The sequence below is a fragment of the Gordonia hankookensis genome, from assembly GCF_014673215.1.
In the GTDB taxonomy this organism is placed as follows: Bacteria; Actinomycetota; Actinomycetes; order Mycobacteriales; family Mycobacteriaceae; genus Gordonia; species Gordonia hankookensis.
Map to the genome: position 1 here is coordinate 1,520,156 of NZ_JACWMS010000002.1, position 16,261 is coordinate 1,536,416.

12 protein-coding genes, 1 tRNA gene and 1 other RNA gene are annotated in these 16,261 nt (G+C 67.1%); 9 read left to right on the plus strand and 5 right to left on the minus strand.

Annotated features, from left to right (window positions below):
* Positions 1 to 16: 16 nt before the first annotated feature.
* The 4 genes from IDF66_RS14145 (at position 17) to IDF66_RS14160 (ending at position 5,545) form a co-directional block, all read left to right on the plus strand.
* Positions 17 to 835: a mycofactocin-coupled SDR family oxidoreductase gene (locus tag IDF66_RS14145; RefSeq protein ID WP_190267325.1), complete on the plus strand. Its 819-nt coding sequence runs from the start codon at positions 17 to 19 to the stop codon at positions 833 to 835.
* Positions 836 to 959: 124 nt separating this feature from the next.
* Positions 960 to 3,353 (plus strand): phosphoketolase family protein, encoded by a 2,394-nt coding sequence (locus tag IDF66_RS14150; protein WP_190267326.1) that lies wholly within the window; start codon positions 960 to 962, stop codon positions 3,351 to 3,353.
* Positions 3,354 to 3,483: 130 nt separating this feature from the next.
* Entirely contained in the window at positions 3,484 to 4,785 is a 1,302-nt protein-coding gene (locus IDF66_RS14155; RefSeq protein WP_190267327.1) for a TrpB-like pyridoxal phosphate-dependent enzyme, read from the plus strand.
* A gap of 28 nt (positions 4,786 to 4,813) precedes the next feature.
* On the plus strand, positions 4,814 to 5,545 hold the full coding sequence (locus IDF66_RS14160) for a DUF429 domain-containing protein (protein WP_190267328.1): 732 nt from the start codon (positions 4,814 to 4,816) through the stop codon (positions 5,543 to 5,545).
* Here the strand turns inward: IDF66_RS14160 and IDF66_RS14165 are convergent.
* The 3 genes from IDF66_RS14165 to IDF66_RS14175 form a co-directional block, all read right to left on the minus strand.
* Positions 5,538 to 6,110 (minus strand): GNAT family N-acetyltransferase, encoded by a 573-nt coding sequence (locus IDF66_RS14165; protein ID WP_190267329.1) that lies wholly within the window; start codon positions 6,108 to 6,110, stop codon positions 5,538 to 5,540. The two genes, IDF66_RS14160 and IDF66_RS14165, sit on opposite strands and share 8 nt — an antisense overlap.
* Positions 6,111 to 6,173: 63 nt before the next feature.
* Positions 6,174 to 6,998: an alpha/beta fold hydrolase gene (locus IDF66_RS14170; protein WP_190267330.1), complete on the minus strand. Its 825-nt coding sequence runs from the start codon at positions 6,996 to 6,998 to the stop codon at positions 6,174 to 6,176.
* Between the two features lie 174 nt (positions 6,999 to 7,172).
* Positions 7,173 to 8,162, minus strand: a complete 990-nt coding sequence (locus tag IDF66_RS14175; protein WP_164310337.1) for a GlxA family transcriptional regulator — start codon at positions 8,160 to 8,162, stop codon at positions 7,173 to 7,175.
* A 72-nt stretch (positions 8,163 to 8,234) separates the two neighbouring features.
* Here IDF66_RS14175 and IDF66_RS14180 point away from each other — a divergent pair, with 72 nt between their 5' ends.
* The gene (locus IDF66_RS14180; RefSeq protein ID WP_190267331.1) at positions 8,235 to 9,161 is read left to right on the plus strand and encodes a hydroxymethylglutaryl-CoA lyase; all 927 of its coding nucleotides are present in this window, start codon (positions 8,235 to 8,237) and stop codon (positions 9,159 to 9,161) included.
* Positions 9,162 to 9,174: 13 nt separating this feature from the next.
* On the opposite strand, the gene IDF66_RS14185 is transcribed toward IDF66_RS14180, so the two are convergent.
* Complete coding sequence (locus IDF66_RS14185; RefSeq protein WP_190267332.1) at positions 9,175 to 10,566, minus strand: acyl-CoA synthetase; 1,392 nt, start codon at positions 10,564 to 10,566, stop codon at positions 9,175 to 9,177.
* Positions 10,567 to 10,842: 276 nt separating this feature from the next.
* A tRNA-Ser gene (locus IDF66_RS14190) sits at positions 10,843 to 10,931 on the minus strand.
* Positions 10,932 to 11,046: 115 nt separating this feature from the next.
* On the opposite strand from IDF66_RS14190, the gene ffs reads away from it, so the two are divergent.
* From ffs to IDF66_RS14210, 4 genes are all read left to right on the plus strand, one after another.
* Positions 11,047 to 11,141: signal recognition particle sRNA small type (gene ffs / locus IDF66_RS14195), an RNA gene on the plus strand.
* 64 nt (positions 11,142 to 11,205) lie between these two features.
* A complete protein-coding gene (locus IDF66_RS14200; RefSeq protein ID WP_190267333.1) occupies positions 11,206 to 12,483 on the plus strand; it encodes an aminotransferase class I/II-fold pyridoxal phosphate-dependent enzyme in 1,278 nt (425 codons plus the stop codon).
* A gap of 31 nt (positions 12,484 to 12,514) precedes the next feature.
* A complete protein-coding gene (locus IDF66_RS14205; protein WP_317628699.1) occupies positions 12,515 to 13,906 on the plus strand; it encodes a glycosyltransferase 87 family protein in 1,392 nt (463 codons plus the stop codon).
* 89 nt (positions 13,907 to 13,995) lie between these two features.
* Entirely contained in the window at positions 13,996 to 16,251 is a 2,256-nt protein-coding gene (locus IDF66_RS14210) for a DNA polymerase III subunit gamma and tau (RefSeq protein WP_190267335.1), read from the plus strand.
* Positions 16,252 to 16,261 lie beyond the last annotated feature (10 nt).

Genomic DNA, 16,261 nt, shown 5'->3' on the forward strand with positions numbered 1-16,261 from the left:
AGTGGAAGGTCAGGCCATGGGATTGCTCGACGGCAGGGTTGCGATGATCACCGGCGGCGCCCGCGGCCAGGGCCGGGCGCACGCGTTGACCCTGGCGCGCGAAGGTGCCGACATTGTGTTCTGCGACATCGCCGCACCGGTGTCGGAGGTGGACTACGAGACGGCCACGCCCGACGACGTCGAGGCGACGGTGCGTGACGTCGAATCCCTCGGTCGACGCTGTCTCGGCGTCGCGGCCGATGTGCGCGACCTGTCCGAGGTCGAGGGAGTCGTGGGCCGGGCGCTCGCCGCCTACGGCCGGATCGACGTCCTGATCGCCAACGCCGGGATAGCGAGCAGCTGTCCGATCGCGTCGATGTCCTCGCGTCGATGGCAGACGATGATCGACGTCAACCTCACCGGGGTCTTCAACTCGTTGCGGGCCGTGCTGCCGCATATGATCGAGCGCCGGTCCGGGAGCATCGTCGCGACGTCATCGAGTGTCGCGAAGACCGGCGCGACGAACTCGGGTCACTATGCGGCGGCCAAGGCAGGCGTGGTGGCCCTCGTGCAGTCGGTCGCCTACGAGGTGGCCGAATACGGGATCACGGTCAACGCCGTGCTGCCGTCCGGGGTGAACACGATGATGATCCACAACCCGGCGACCTACCGGCTCATCCGGCCCGATATCGAGAACCCCGGCCGCGACGACGTCGAGGAGATGTTCGCACAGGGACGCCCGCGGCCGGGCTTGCTGGAACCCGACGATGTGGCGAATGCGGTGCTCTACCTCGTCTCCGACCACGGACGCTGCCGGTCGGGTGATTCGATCTCGCTGTCCAACGGGATGGATTGAGGACGGCAGCGATCGCGCGGATTTCGACGCGACACCCAAGAGTTTGCTGGACCGCACCTGTTCGGCGGGCTAGAACAGTGGAGGGGGAGTGTCCGACGTCCGGAACACGCCGAAGGAGTCTTCGTTGACCGAGACCCGCACCGACCACGCCGCCTACACCGATGACGAGCTCGACACCGACCTCCGATGGTGGGCGGCCGCCAACTACCTGACGGTCGCGCAGATCTATCTGCAGGACAACGTGTTACTGCGCGAACCACTGACCGCGGAGCACATCAAGCCGCGACTGCTCGGCCATTGGGGGACCAGCCCGGGATTGTCCGCGATCTACACCGTGCTCAATCGCGTGATCCGAGAGACGGATTCGGACTGGCTCTACGTCACCGGGCCGGGACACGGCGGGCCCGCGCTGGTCGCCAACGTCTATCTCGAGGGCACCTACACCGAGATCTATCCGCACGTCTCACGTGATGCGCGGGGAGTCCTGAAGCTGTGCCGCCAGTTCTCCACCCCGGGTGGTATCCCCAGTCACGTGAGCGTGCAGACACCGGGCAGCATCCACGAGGGTGGGGAATTGGGATATGCCCTCGTGCACGCCGCAGGCGCCGCGTTCGACAATCCCGACCTGACCGTGGTCTGCGTCGTCGGTGACGGCGAGGCGGAGACCGGGCCGTTGTCGGGATCGTGGAAGATCCCGGCCTTCCTCAACGCCTCCCGCGACGGTGCAGTGCTCCCGATCCTGCACCTCAACGGCGCGAAGATCGCCGGGCCGACGGTCCTCGGCCGCAGCTCCGACAGCGACATCGCCGACTATCTCGGCGGACAGGGCTGGACCCCGATGTTCGTCGAGGGTGATGACCCCAAGGCGGTGTTCCGAGATCTGAAATCGGCAATCGACCAGTCCCACCGGATCATCCGCGACCTCCAGGCGCAGGCGCGCGACGACGGGCCGTCGGCCGGCACCCGGTGGCCTGCCATCGTGCTGCGTACGCCGAAGGGGTGGACCGGTCCGCACGAGGTGGACGGCGAACTCATCGAGGGCACACATTGGGCGCATCAGGTGCCGCTGTCGGGTGTCCGTGAGAATCCCGGTCATCTGGAGATCCTGGAGACCTGGTTGCGGTCCTACCGGCCAGAGGAGATCTTCGACGCGGCGGGTGCAGTCGTCGACGAGATCGCCGGGCTCGCACCCGAGGGCGACCGCCGGATGGGTGCGACGCCCTACGCCAACGGCGGTCGGCTGCTGACCCCGCTGAAACTGCCACCGATCGCTCGGTATGCGCTCGAGGTCGACAAGCCGGGAGCGACGATCCACGAGACCACCCGGGTACTCGGTGAGTACATGCGCGACATCTACTCCGAGAACTCGTCGTCCGACGACGACGGCGGCGCCTTCCGACTGTTCTGTCCCGACGAGACCGCCAGCAATCGTCTCGCCGCGGTGTTCGAGACGACCGATCGATGCTGGCAACTCCCCACCAACGAGCACGACGACAATCTGTCCCAGTCGGGCCGGGTGATGGAGGTGCTCAGCGAACATCTGTGTCAGGGGTGGTTGGAGGGTTATCTGCTCACGGGCCGGCATGGTCTGTTCGCCACCTATGAGGCGTTTGCCATGGTGAGTGCGTCGATGGTCATCCAGCACACCAAGTGGCTGCAGCACGCGGCGACCCTGGACTGGCGTGAGCCGGTCGCGTCGCTGAACATCCTGTTGACCTCCACCTGCTGGCGCAACGATCACAACGGCTTCTCCCACCAGGGGCCGGGGCTCATCGACGCGGTGCTTCCGCTGGCACCCGACGTCGTGCGGATCTGGCTGCCGCCGGACTCCAATTCGCTGCTCTCCATCGCCGAACACTGCTTTCGCAGCCGCAACCACGTGAACCTGCTCGTCGTCGACAAGCAGCCTCATCTGCAATACCTCTCACTCGACGAGGCCAACGACCAGGCGGCGGCCGGTATCTCGATCTGGCCGTGGGCGGGGACCGAGGGCGACAACGACGACGATCCCGACATCGTCCTGGCCGGCGCAGGTGATGTGCCGACCCAGGAGATCCTCGCGGCGGCACAGATGCTTCGAGAGTGGGTGCCGTATCTACGGGTCCGCGTGGTCAACGTGATGGATCTGATGTCGTTGCTGCCGCAGGCCGACCATCCACACGGGATGTCCGAGGACGACTTCGCCGACCTGTTCACTCGTGACGGTCACGTGGTGTTCGCATTCCACGGATACCCGCGCGCGGTCCATCAGCTCCTGCACGGGCAGCCGGACGCAGATCGATTCCACGTACGCGGATTCTCCGAGCAGGGCACCACGACCACACCATTCGACATGGTGGTGCTCAACAAGATGAGTCGCTACCACCTCGTGCTCGAGGCGCTCCGGCGATCGCGTCGGGTACCCGAACGTTCCGAGGAACTCGTCGAGTTCTGCCATCGGCAGTTGGCCCGCCATCACGACCACGTCCGTGAGCACTTCGAGGACCTGCCGGAGATCCGCGACTGGACCTGGTCGTAGCGGCGGTGGCGATCTCGGTACGTCCTGTCTCGGCCGGTCGTCTGGTTCGTCTGCTGGTCGAGTAGCCGACGAGCGCAGCGTGGAGGCCTATCGAGACCACCGTCCGCCACGGCCCGCTTACAGTGTTCGCATGACGATGAACGTGGACGCCGCCAATCCTGATCTGGTGACCGTCGGGGTGCCGACCCACTGGTACAACCTCGCCGCCGAGCTCGACGTGCCGATCCCGCCGCATCTGCATCCGGGAACCAAGGAGCCGGTCGGCCCCGACGACCTCGTCGCGTTGTTCCCCGCAGGCCTGATCGCGCAGGAGGTGTCCACCGATCCGTATGTCGAGATCCCCGATCCGGTGCGGGAGATCTACCGGATGTGGCGGCCGTCCCCGCTGATCCGGGCGCGCCGGTTCGAGGAGGCGCTCAACACCAAAGCCCGGATCTACGTCAAGTACGAGGGTGTCAGCCCGGTCGGGAGTCACAAGACGAACTCGGCTGTCGCGCAGGCCTACTACAACAGCGTCGACGGTGTGCGGAAGCTGACCACCGAAACCGGTGCCGGACAATGGGGCAGCGCGCTGGCGTTCGCGGGTGCGCAGTTCGGCATCGACATCGAGGTCTGGCAGGTCCGCGCCTCCTACGACTCGAAGCCGTATCGCGGGCACCTGATCCGCACCTATGGAGGCACGTTGCATCCGTCGCCGTCGGATCTCACCGAGTCCGGCCGCGCGATGCTGGCCAAGGACCCCGACACCACCGGTAGTCTCGGTATGGCCGTCAGCGAGGCAGTCGAGGTCGCCGCCGGTGATCCGGACACCCGCTACGCGCTGGGTAGTGTGCTCAATCACGTTGTGTTGCACCAGAGTGTGATCGGGGTGGAGGCAGTCGAGCAGCTCGACGCCGTCGAGCCCGGTGGTGCCGACGTCGTCTTCGGCTGCGCTGGTGGCGGTTCCAACCTCGCCGGGCTCTCGTTCCCGTTCCTGCGCGAGAGGATCCACGGCCGGTCGAACCCGCGGGTCGTCGCGGCCGAACCCGCCGCATGCCCGTCGATCACGCAGGGCGAGTACCGCTACGACCACGGCGACGTCGCGGGCCTGACTCCGCTGCTCAAGATGCACACGCTCGGGATTGACTTCGTTCCAGACCCCATCCACGCGGGCGGGCTGCGCTATCACGGTATGGCGCCTGCGCTGAGTCACACGGTGAACCTGGGCCTGGTCGAGGGTGTCGCGATCACTCAGCATGACGCGTTCTCGGCAGGCGTGCAGTTCGCCCGGACGCAGGGCATCGTGCCGGCCCCGGAGTCCACCCACGCCATCGCCGCGTGCGCCGCTCACGTCGCCGACAGCGACAGAGACGAGGTGGTGGTGATCGGACTCTCGGGTCACGGGCAGCTAGACCTCCCGGCATATGCGGAGTTCCTCGACGGGAAGTTCTGAGCGACAGACGGATTCGGAGGTATCGGTGATGCGGACGGTCGGCGTCGACCTGGCCGCGTCACCGAAGCTCACTGCCGTCGCGGTCGTCGAGTGGTCGACCGGGGCTGCACGACTGGTCGACCTGGTGATGCCCGCGACCGACGCGGAGATCGCCGACCTCGTGGTCGGTGCGGAGAAGATCGGTGTCGACGCCCCGTTCGGATGGCCGGATGCGTTCGTGGATTTCGTCGTCGCGCAACACCGGGGCGAGCTCGGCGCCGGACGGTCTCTCGATGACATCGAGCAGCGAAGGCCGCTGGCCTATCGACGGACCGACCGCGTCGTCGTGGAGAACGGGTGGGGCCGTCCGCTGAGCGTGTCCGCGGACCAGATCGCGCACGTGGCGTTCCGGGCAGCCGGCCTGATCGCGGATCTGGGCGTCGTCGATCGCGTGACCGGGTGGGCAGTGGAGGCCTATCCGGCTGCGGCACTGAAGCACTGGGGACTGACGTCCCGTGGTTACAAGGGCGTCGCACGGCGCGCTGTGCTCGCGGCGTCGTACGAGTCCCTGCTCGAGAGCGCGCCGTGGCTGGACCTCTCCCGCCACCGAGAACTCCTGACCCGGGATGACAACGCGTTCGACGCGGTGATCACCGCTCTGATCGCGCGTGCGGCGGCGTCGGGACAGACCTTCCTTCCCGATCACCGCGACCGGTCCGTCGCGGCTCGCGAGGGATGGATTCACGTCCCGGACTGTGCACTGGGCGATCTGGTCAGGTGAGATCCAGGCGCATCAGCACGCGCGGAAACCCGTTCAGTACCGACGTCGTGTCGGCCGCCTTGGCGAAACCCGCTGTCTCGAACAGCTTTCGCGTGCCGACATAGGCCATGGTCAGGTCGACCCTGTTGCCGGCGTTGTCGACCGGATACCCCTCGACGGCGGGCGCCCCGTTGGTGCGGGCGAACTCGACGGCTCCGGCCAGCAGCGGGTGCGAGATGCCCTGCTTACGATGGCCCGGACGGATGCGGATGCACCACACCGACCACACGTCGAGGTCGTCGAGGTGGGGGATCTTCCGGTTGCCGGCGAACGTGGTGTCCGCGCGCGGCGCGACCGCGGCCCAGCCGACCACCTGGTCGCCGTCGTAGGCGAGGACGCCGGGTGGCGGTTTCTGTCTGCACAGTTTCCGCACGTACTCGCCGCGATCCTCGCGCACGAGTTCCTGATTCAGCTTGTTGGGAATCCGATAGCTCAGACACCAGCAGACGTTGGCGTCGGGCCGCTTCGGGCCCACCATGGTGCGGACATCGGCGAACCGCGTCGCCGGACGTACCTCGATCGCCATGTGATCAACCTTGGTCGACGGGCACCGGATCGGCAAGGCGATCGATGCCCGTCGACACGGTTGTCAGGAGCGGAAGAACTCGAGCAGATCCGCGTTGATGGTTGCCGCCTCGGTGGTCGGCATGCCGTGCGGGAAACCCGGGTAGGTCTTCAGGGTGCTGTTGGGCAGCAGCTCCGCCGACCGCACACCGGTGTTCTGATAGGGGACAACCTGGTCGTCTTCGCCGTGCAGAACCAGCGTCGGGATGGTGATCTTCTTCAGATCGTCGGTGAAGTCGGTCTGCGAGAAGGCGACCACACCGTCGTAGTGGGCCTTGGCGCCGCCCATCATGCCCTGACGCCACCAGTTGGCGATGACGCCCTCGGACGGCGTTGCGCCGTCGCGGTTGTAGCCGTAGAAGGGGCCTTCGGCAAAAGTGCGGAAGAAGTCGGCGCGAGCCGTGGCGACCTGCGCCTGGATGCCGTCGAAGGCCTCCTTGGGAATCCCGTCCGGGTTGGTCTCGGTCTTGACCATGAGCGGGGGAACGGAGCTGATCAGAACCGCTTTCGCGGCACGGTCCTGCCCGTGCTGCGCGAGGTAGTGGGCAACCTCGCCGCCCCCTGTCGAGTGACCGACGTGAATCGCATCCGACAGGTCGAGATGCTCGACGACGGCGGCAAGATCGGCCGCGTAGTGGTCCATGTCGTGTCCGTCGGCCACCTGCGTCGACCGACCGTGTCCGCGGCGATCGTGGGCGATCACCCGATAGCCCTCCGCGAGGAAGAACATCATCTGCGTGTCCCAGTCGTCGGACGAGAGCGGCCACCCGTGACTGAAGACGATGGGCTGCCCGCTGCCCCAGTCCTTGTAGAAGATCTCGACGCCGTCGGAGGTGGTGAACGTGGGCATGGTGGTGCTCCTTCGAAATGGATGCGACAGTGCTCGGATGTCGGTTGCCGCGCCTGAGACATCCGGGCGCAACCGGCCACTTCAGTGTGCCGCTCTCCCGGCTGTCGCGGTCCCACTTCGCGCGCCAGGAACACCCCTTTTTGCGCCACGTTCTCGCGGGGGAAAGACTTGTGGTCAGACCGCGATCGGTCCGGTGGTCGCGAAGCGCTGTTGATATTTGCGGGGCGAGATCCCGATTCGTGCGATGAAAGCCCGTCGCATCACCTCGCCACTGCTGTAGCCGGCGCTCTGCGCGGCCTGGGTGACGCTGAATCCGGCGTGGAGGCTGTCACAGGCCACCTCGAAGCGCGTCGCCGCGACATATCCTGCCGGTGTGGTGGCGAGTTCGTCCCGGAAGAGGCGGGTCAGTTGCCGGGCACTCACGTTCACATGTGACGCGAGACTGCCGACGGTGTGCGGGAGCCGAGGATTGCCGCGGACGTGGTCGGTGACCCTGCGGACCACGCTGCTGCGGGGGATCGGTCCTCGCAACGACGCCGAGAACTGCGACTGACCACCGCCGCGCTGCATGTAGACGAGCAATCCCTGAGCGGTGCGCCGAGCGACCTCGGCGCCGTGGTCCTCTTCCACCAGCGCCAGGCTGAGATCGATGCCGGCAACCACTCCGGCCGAACTGTAGACGTCGCCGTCGCGGACGAAGATCGCATCGTCGTCGACTCTGATCGCGGGATAGCGGTGGGCGAGGTCGGCGGTGAACTTCCAGTGGGTGGTGGCGGCGCGGCCGTCGAGGAGGCCTGCGGCTGCGAGGACGAACGATCCGGTGCAGACCGATGCGAGACGCCGGGTGCGGGTGGAGAGGTCACGGACGGCCTCGATGAGGTCGTCGGTGAGAAAGGTCGGGGGTGCCAGTTCGCTGCCTGCGACCAGCACGGTGTCGAAACGGCCTGAGCCGGCCACCGGTTGCGTGCTCAGACGTGCGTGGACCGACGTCGTCACATCTGCGCCGTCGGGCGACAACACCACGACCTCGTAGTCACCGGCGTGCTGATTCGCTTCGACGAAGACCTCTGCGGGACCGGAGAAGTCGAGCATCTTGACTCCGTCGAACACGACGATGCCGATCCGGCGGTGCGACGGTACCGCGGACAGACCAACTGGCTTCATGGGAGTAAATCTAATCTGCCGCGTGCGAGTCTGCCGTCATCGGCAGGTCGGTGCGATCGGTAGGGTGACGGCATGAGCGTGGCAGGTCCCAGTGCGTCCCGGGTCACCATCGTCGAGGTTGCGCCTCGCGATGGACTGCAGAACGAGAAGGTGGAGCTGACCACCGCCCAGAAGCGGGAACTCGTCCAACGTGCGGTCCGGTACGGGGCGCGCAACATCGAGGTCACGAGCTTCGTCCATCCCAAGAAGGTGCCCGCCATGGCCGATGCGGAAGATCTCGTCGGTCTTCTGCCCGGTGACGACGGGGTCGCCTACAGCGCGTTGGTGCTCAACGAGCGGGGACTCGACCGTGCGCTCGCCGCGGGCGTCACCGAGATCAATGCTGTCGTGCATTGCACCGACACGTTCAGCGGACGAAATCAGGGCACCGACGTCGACGGTGGGGTGGCCATCTGGCACCGCATCGCTCGCACCGCACGCGAGGCCGGTGTCACTGCCAATCTGACGATCGCGGTCGCCTTCGGTTGTCCGTTCGAGGGTGAGGTTCCCGCGGATCGGCTGCGCGCGATCCTCGAGCGGGTGCTCGAGGAACCGCCGACGGAACTGTCGCTGGCCGACACCATCGGGGTGGCCGTCCCGAAGGACGTGCGTGAGCGCTTCGTCGTGGCCGCCGATCTGGCTCCGTCCGGTACCGCGTTGCGCGCCCACTTCCACGACACCCGCAGTTGCGGGATCGGCAACGCGCTGGCCGCCGTCGAATCCGGGGTCACCATCCTCGACGCGAGTCTCGGCGGCATCGGTGGTTGCCCGTTCGCACCCAACGCGACCGGCAACATCGCCACCGAGGATCTGGCGTACGCCCTGGACCGCACCGGGATCGCGCACGGGCTGGACACCACCGCGCTGCAGGCGTCGGGCGAATGGCTCGAGGGGATCTTCGGTCGTCGCTTGCCGGCCATGGTCCTGCATGCGGGCGGGTTTCCGGCGGGTGTCGCCTGACCGCGGTGCGGCCTCAGTCGAGCAGCTTCTTCTGCACCTTGCCCATGGCATTGCGAGGCAGCGATTCGACGAAGCGGATCTCCCTGGGCCGCTTGTGATGTGACAGTTCTGCGCTGACCATGTCGATGAGCTCGGTGTCGGGGACGCGCCCACCGACGACGTAGGCGACGATGCGCTGACCGAGGTCGTCGTCGGGGATGCCGATCACGGCCACCTCGTCGACTGCCGGGTGCGCGAGCAGCACCGTCTCGATCTCGCCGGCGCCGATGCGGAAACCTCCCGACTTGATCAGGTCGGTGGCCCGCCGTCCGACGATCCGATGCATGCCGTCCGGACCGATCACCGCGACGTCACCGGTGGCGAAAAACCCGTCGTCGAGCCAGGATTCGGCAGTCTTCTCCGGCTGATCGAGGTAGCCGGTCGACATCATCGGGCCGCGCACATGGAGGTCGCCGACCGTTTCACCATCGTGTGGGAGGTCGGAGTCGCCCTCGCGGAGCCGCGTCTCGACGCCGGCGAGCGGCAAGCCGACCCAGCCGGGACGGCGTTCTCCGTCAACCCGCGTGCTGACGGTGATCATCGTCTCCGTCATGCCGTATCGCTCGACGATCTCGTGGCCGGTCAGGTCGCGGATCTTCTCGAAGACGGGGACGGGGAGTGGGGCACTGCCGGACACCAGGAGCCGCGCCGACGACAATGATTGCGCCGCAGACTGATCGGCGGCGATGCGATTCCATACCGTCGGTACGCCGAAGAACATGGTCGCGCCACGGCCCATCGCGGCCGCGTAGTTCGCTGCCGACGGCGTGACGGTGTGGATCAGGCGCCCGGCCCGGCGCAGCGGCCCGAGCATCCCGAGGATCAGCCCGTGAACATGGAAGAGCGGAAGGCCATGAGCGAGTGCGTCATCGGCGGTCCACCCCCAGGCGCCCGCGAGCGCGTCGAGGCCCGCGGCGATGGCCGAACGGGAGATCGGTACGCCCTTGGGCAGCCCCGTGGTGCCGGAGGTGTACAGGATGAGAGCAGTCGCGGACCCGGGTGGCTCGGGGTGGCGATGCCACGATCTGGCATAGCGCCGCACCGGGATCACCGGGAGGGTCGGATCGTCGGGGGCGGCACCCAACCATGCCTGCGCGCCGGAATCGCCGAGGATGTGCTCCATTTCGCGCGCGCCGGAGTCCGGCGGGACGGGCACTGCGGCGACGCCGGCGATCAGGCAGCCGACGATGGCGAGCACGGTGTCCGTGGTCGGCCGGGCGTAGACCGCCAGCACCCGGGCGCCGGCGACTCGCTCGGCCACTGCGGTCGCTGCGCCGACCAGGTCCTCACGGGAGAGCTGGTCGTCGCCGATCGTGATCGCATCGGGGATATCGGGTGCGTTGGGTGTGAGCGTCGGGAACAGCACCCCACCAGCTTCCCACTCGGACGATTCGTCGGTGTGCGCACCGGGCTGCTATCGTTGGGCCACGTTCACGCGATGCTGTAACTCGCTTGTTGAACCAGAGGCCGGGGTGATTACAGAAACCCCCGGTCTTGTCCAAACTTCCACCGCGCCCGATCGGCACAGATCTGTGCTGATCAGGCGCGGTTTTGTGCTGATCGCACCACCCGAACCCGAGAGAGACGAAAGATCCGTGGCCATTCTCACCGACGAGCGGGAAGAACGGCCACGGATCTCGTGTGGCGGAGGATAGGGGATTCGAACCCCTGAGGGCTGTTAACCCAACCCGCGTTCCAGGCGAGCGCCATAGGCCACTAGGCGAATCCTCCGTCAGGGATGATAGCGGCCGAGGGGCCACGGGCCCAAAACCGGGCGTCGGGGCCGGTGAGCGCGGTTGCCGACCACCGGATTGTCGATCGGTCCCGACCGCCCGCTACACTTGACGGCGGATCCCGCGCGGCGTGCATCCTGTGAACTCCCCCAGGGCCGGAAGGCAGCAAGGGTCAACGGGCTCTCTCGGGTGCGCGGGGTCCCCATAACCACAATCATCCGCTTGGAGCGCCACCGCCAACCCACGGCGGTGTCACTGGAGAGGTCCCTGCGTTGAACTACCACTCGTTGAGTGCCGACCAGCTCCGTGAAACCAACTCCGAACTGCAGGATCTCTACGACGCACTGTGTGCGGCAGGCCTGAAACTGGATCTCACCCGCGGTAAGCCCGCGCCCGAGCAGCTCGACCTCTCGAACGGGCTGCTGGCGCTGCCGGGCACCGAATACCGCGATGCGGCCGGGACCGACACCCGCAACTACGGCGGTCTGGCCGGCCTCCCGGAACTCCGCGAGATCTTCGGCGAGCTGCTCGCCGTCGACCCGGCCAACCTGATCGCGTTCGGCAATTCCAGCCTCGAGCTGATGCACGACCTCACGGTGTTCTCGCTCCTGAACGGCAATCCCGATTCCGCGCAGCCGTGGGGATCGGGTCCGGTCAAGTTCCTGTGCCCGGCACCCGGCTACGACCGGCATTTCGCGATCACCGAGAGCTACGGCATCGAGATGATCCCGGTGCCGATGTTGCCGAACGGTCCCGACGTCGACGCCTGCGCCGCGCTCACCGCGGCCGATCCCAGCATCAAGGGACTCTGGGCCGTGCCGACCTACTCCAACCCGACCGGCGTGACGTTCACCGAAGACGTGACACGCGGTCTGCTGGAGATGCCCGCCGCCGACGACTTCCGCATCTACTGGGACAACGCCTACGCAGTGCACACCCTCGTCGAGGCACCGCCGACACCGCTGCCGGTGATCGAGATGGCGGCCGAGGCAGGCAACCCCAACCGCGTCTACGTGCTCGGCTCGACGTCGAAGATCACCTTCGCCGGTGCCGGGGTCTCGTTCTTCGGCTCGTCGAAGGCGAATGTCGACTGGTTCAGCCGTCACCTCGCGTTCAAGACGATCGGTCCGGACAAGGTCAATCAGCTCCGGCACGCGAAGTTCTTCGGCGACGCCGACGGTGTGCGTGCGCACATGGCCCGACACCGGGAGCTCCTGGCCCCGAAGTTCCGGCTGGTCCTCGACATCCTCGCCGACCGCCTCGCCGACTCCAAGGTCGCCGCGTGGTCGGAGCCGGAGGGTGGCTACTTCATCAGCCTCGATGTCATCGACGGGACTGCTCGCCGCACCATCGAACTCGCCAAGCAGGCGGGTATCGCGCTCACCGCAGCCGGGTCGACGTATCCCTACAAGGAGGATCCGTTCGACCGCAACATCCGACTGGCACCGACGTTCCCCTCCACAGATGATCTCCGAACCGCCATGGACGGCGTGGCGACCTGCGTGCTGCTGGCAGCTTCGGAGACCCTCTTGGCGTCGCGCGAATCCTGACCGGACTCGTGCCCGTGACCGTCCGCAGAGCGTGAGGACCCACCGGTCGGCGCTGGTCGCCGTCGGATTCGTGCTCGTCGGACTCCTCGCGATCTGGCTGCAGGATGTGGTGGTGCCCCTCAACACCCCGTTCTGGGGACTGTTCGACAACCAGCTCGATCTCCAGGTCTACCTCGACGGTGCCCGGACAGTACTGACCGGCGGACACCTCTACGACGCCAAGTTCCTCGGGCAGATGGATTACACGTACACGCCCATCTCGATCTTCCTGTTCGCCCCGTTCACCTGGGTGTCATTCGAGGCGGCGCGGATCATCTGGACCGCGGGGATCTTTGTCGCGCTCTATCTGATCGTCATGCTGAGCTTCAAAAGCCTTGGGCGTCAGGCGACATGGCCGCTGCGCTGTATCGGGTTGTCGCTGGTGGCGGTGGTCTTGCTGCTGGAACCCGTCCGCACGACGATCTGGTACGGGCAGATCAACGTCTTCCTGCTGCTGATCATCGTCGCCGACCTGGCTCGCCCGGAGCGCAGTCGCCTCTACGGTGTCGGCACGGGTATCGCCGCCGGGATCAAGCTGACACCCCTGATCTTCGTCTTCTATCTGGCACTGCTGCGTCAATGGCGCGCAGTTGCCGGTGTGGTCGCCGGATTCGTCGGCACAGCCGTTGTCGGCTTCGTGGCGTTGCCGCGGGAATCGTGGTCGTACTGGACGGGCAAACTGTTCGATTCCGATCGCGTGGGCGCACCTCAGACGCCGGGCAACCAGTCGGTCCGTGGCCTGCTCGCGAATCTCCTGCACAGCGACGACCCGAACGGTTTCCTCTGGCTGGCCTTCGTCGTCGCCGCGCTGGCTCTCGGGATGTACGCGGCCGTGCTGGCGCACCGGCATGGGCAGGAACTGCTCGCGATCACCATCGTCGGGATGAGCGGTTGCGCGATCTCACCCATGTCCTGGGGACATCATTGGGTGTGGTTCGTCCCGCTGGTGGTGATCGGTTTCCACATGCTGATGACGCCGGGCCGTCGCCCCGGGACCTACGTCCTGATCGCGGCGGGGCTCATCGGCTTGATCCTGGTGGCGTTCTCCTGGCGGAGCTACCTGGCGCATCCGATCTGGTTCGTGAACCGGACGGTGCCCGACGCCTACCTGATCGGGCTGTTCTTCAAGACCGGCATCGGGTGGCTGACGTGGTTCACCTACTACCCGTACAACGCCGTGTTCCTGGTGACGGCCATCGCGACGATCGTGGTGTTCCGACGGCGCGAGAACACGGTGCCCGACACAGATCCTGCCCTCGTGGTCGCTCGCCCCGCCCCTGCAGACGTGACCGCGACAGACGACATACCCATCAGGGAGAGCCCCTCGCGGGATGTCCGTGAGGCCGACGACAGCGACATCGAACAGTGGCAACCGCGACCGTGATGCTCGAGGCATCCCTGATCGCGACGATCGGGTGTGGACAGCGTGGGGGAGCGGGTTCGGCTGTCGGCGATCGCCGGTAGTCTCGTCACGTGGCTCTGTATCGCACCTATCGCCCGGCTACCTTCGCCGACGTCGTGGGCCAGGAGCACGTCACCGATCCGTTGAGTCATGCGCTCGACTCGGGGCGGATCAACCACGCCTATCTCTTCTCCGGCCCCCGCGGATGCGGTAAGACGTCGTCGGCCCGCATCCTGGCCCGTTCCCTGAACTGCGTGCAGGGTCCGACGTCGACGCCGTGCGGCGTGTGTGACTCGTGCCAGGCGCTGGCGCCGGGCGGACCCGGCAATCTCGACGTGATCGAACTCGACGCGGCCAGCCACGGCGGCGTCGACGACACCCGAGAACTGCGTGACCGTGCCTTCTACGCGCCATCGGAATCCCGGTACCGCGTCTTCATCGTGGATGAGGCGCACATGGTCACGAATGCGGGATTCAACGCGCTGCTCAAGATCGTCGAGGAGCCGCCGGAACATCTGATCTTCGTGTTCGCGACCACCGAACCGGAGAAGGTGCTCCCCACCATTCGCTCACGGACGCACCATTATCCGTTCCGCCTGCTCGCGCCGCCGGTGATGCGTGGCCTGCTCGAGAAGATCTGTGCGAACGAGAATGTGACGGTCGCGCCCGACGTCTATCCGCTGGTCATCCGGGCCGGCGGTGGCTCACCGCGTGATTCGCTGAGCATCCTCGATCAACTTCTCGCAGGGGCGGGTGACGAGGGGGTCACCTACGACCGTGCGCTCGCGCTGTTGGGTGTCACCGACATCGCACTCATCGACGAGGCGATCGACGCACTCGCGGATGCCGACGGCTCGCGGTTGTTCGGCGCGGTGGAGAAAGTGGTCGATGCGGGCCACGATCCCCGGCGGTTCGCCGTCGATCTCCTCGAGCGGCTGCGTGATCTCATTCTGCTGCAGGCGGTTCCGGATGCAGCCGACCGTGGCCTCGTCGAGGCCCCCGGTGATCAGTTGCAGCGCATGCAGTCCCAGATCGAGAGCCTCGGTCCGGCCGCGCTGACGAGGTTCGCCGAGATCGTGCATGCGGCGCTCGGCGAGATGCGCGGCACCACCTCGCCCCGGCTGCTGCTGGAGGTGATGTGCGCCCGGATGCTGCTCCCGGCGGCATCGACGGAGGACGCGGCACTCCTGCACCGACTCGAACGTCTCGAGTCCGGCGTCGTGACGCCGAACGCGTCGTCGGCGCCCCGATCGGCAGCGTCCGCCCCCGGCGGCGCACAACCGCCTGCCGGGACGACCGAGTCCGAGCCGGCGCCCAAGTACGTGCGCCCGTCTCAGCGCAAGGCTGCCGAACAACCCGCGGCCGAGGCGAGCGCGCCGGCCGAAGAGGCCGCGGCGGTTGACCAACCCGCTGAATCCCCATCGTCGGACGCGCCATCGGTTCCCCAGCCGACCGCACCGCGTGGCGGCGGCAACCCGACGTCGCCGCAACCGCCTGCGCGGGTGCCGGCCGAACGTGAACCCGAGCCGGTGGCACCGAAGGAATCGGTGCCCGCGCAGCCGGATTCGCCGCCCGTTGCCCCGACGCCGACAGCTCCGCAACCACCGGTTCCCGATCTGTCGTCGACGTCGGTCACCGACGACGACATCCCGCTCCCCGACGAGCCGACCGGCGATCCGGCCGACGACGCCGCCCCGCCCTACGACGACGGCGTGGCCAGTGCTGCCGCCGACGACTCGGATCCCGAAGAGTCGCAAGCGGCTCCGGGACTCGCCGTCGCCGACGTCGAGGCACGATGGCCGGAGATCCGCGAAGCGGCCCGCGGTATCACCCCGGTCCTGGAGGTCATGCTCTCCGGTGCGTCCATTCAGGGTGTCGACGGGCAGACCATCGTGTTCGGCCACACCACCGAGATGCTCGTCGGCCGGTTGAGCAACGAACACGCGGGCAATCTCCGCGCCGCGGTCCAGCGGGTGTTCGGTCCGGGAATGGACGCTCGATGCGTCCACGCGTCCGGGCCGACCGTCCAGGCACAGCCTCCGCGGGGCGCCGGCGACCGCGAGCCGTCCCGGCCTGCACCGAAACGGCCCGCCTACTCGCGGCCGAGTCGAGGCCGTGACCAGTCGCAGTCCGCCACTCCGCCACCGGAACACGCTCCCGAACCCGAGGAGCCCGAGCCGCCACGGCCGGACGAGGAGATCACCGACGCGGAGCGCGACGAGATGGTCGCCGACGCGCACTCGGGGCCGCCGGAGCGTCGCCTCGATCCCGATCAGGTCGCGCTGGAGTTGCTCAAGTCGGAGCTGGGAGCCCGCCCCCTCGAGTGAACGTTGTCCG

What these genes read in the sequence shown, in the direction of transcription:
- IDF66_RS14180 (WP_190267331.1), top strand. Translation starts at nt 8,235, where the DNA reads ATGAGCGTGGCAGGTCCCAGTGCGTCCCGGGTCACCATCGTCGAGGTT.
- IDF66_RS14160 (WP_190267328.1), top strand. Translation starts at nt 4,814, where the DNA reads ATGCGGACGGTCGGCGTCGACCTGGCCGCGTCACCGAAGCTCACTGCC.
- IDF66_RS14175 (WP_164310337.1), bottom strand. Translation starts at nt 8,162, where the DNA reads ATGAAGCCAGTTGGTCTGTCCGCGGTACCGTCGCACCGCCGGATCGGC.
- IDF66_RS14165 (WP_190267329.1), bottom strand. Translation starts at nt 6,110, where the DNA reads ATGGCGATCGAGGTACGTCCGGCGACGCGGTTCGCCGATGTCCGCACC.
- IDF66_RS14145 (WP_190267325.1), top strand. Translation starts at nt 17, where the DNA reads ATGGGATTGCTCGACGGCAGGGTTGCGATGATCACCGGCGGCGCCCGC.
- IDF66_RS14170 (WP_190267330.1), bottom strand. Translation starts at nt 6,998, where the DNA reads ATGCCCACGTTCACCACCTCCGACGGCGTCGAGATCTTCTACAAGGAC.
- IDF66_RS14155 (WP_190267327.1), top strand. Translation starts at nt 3,484, where the DNA reads ATGACGATGAACGTGGACGCCGCCAATCCTGATCTGGTGACCGTCGGG.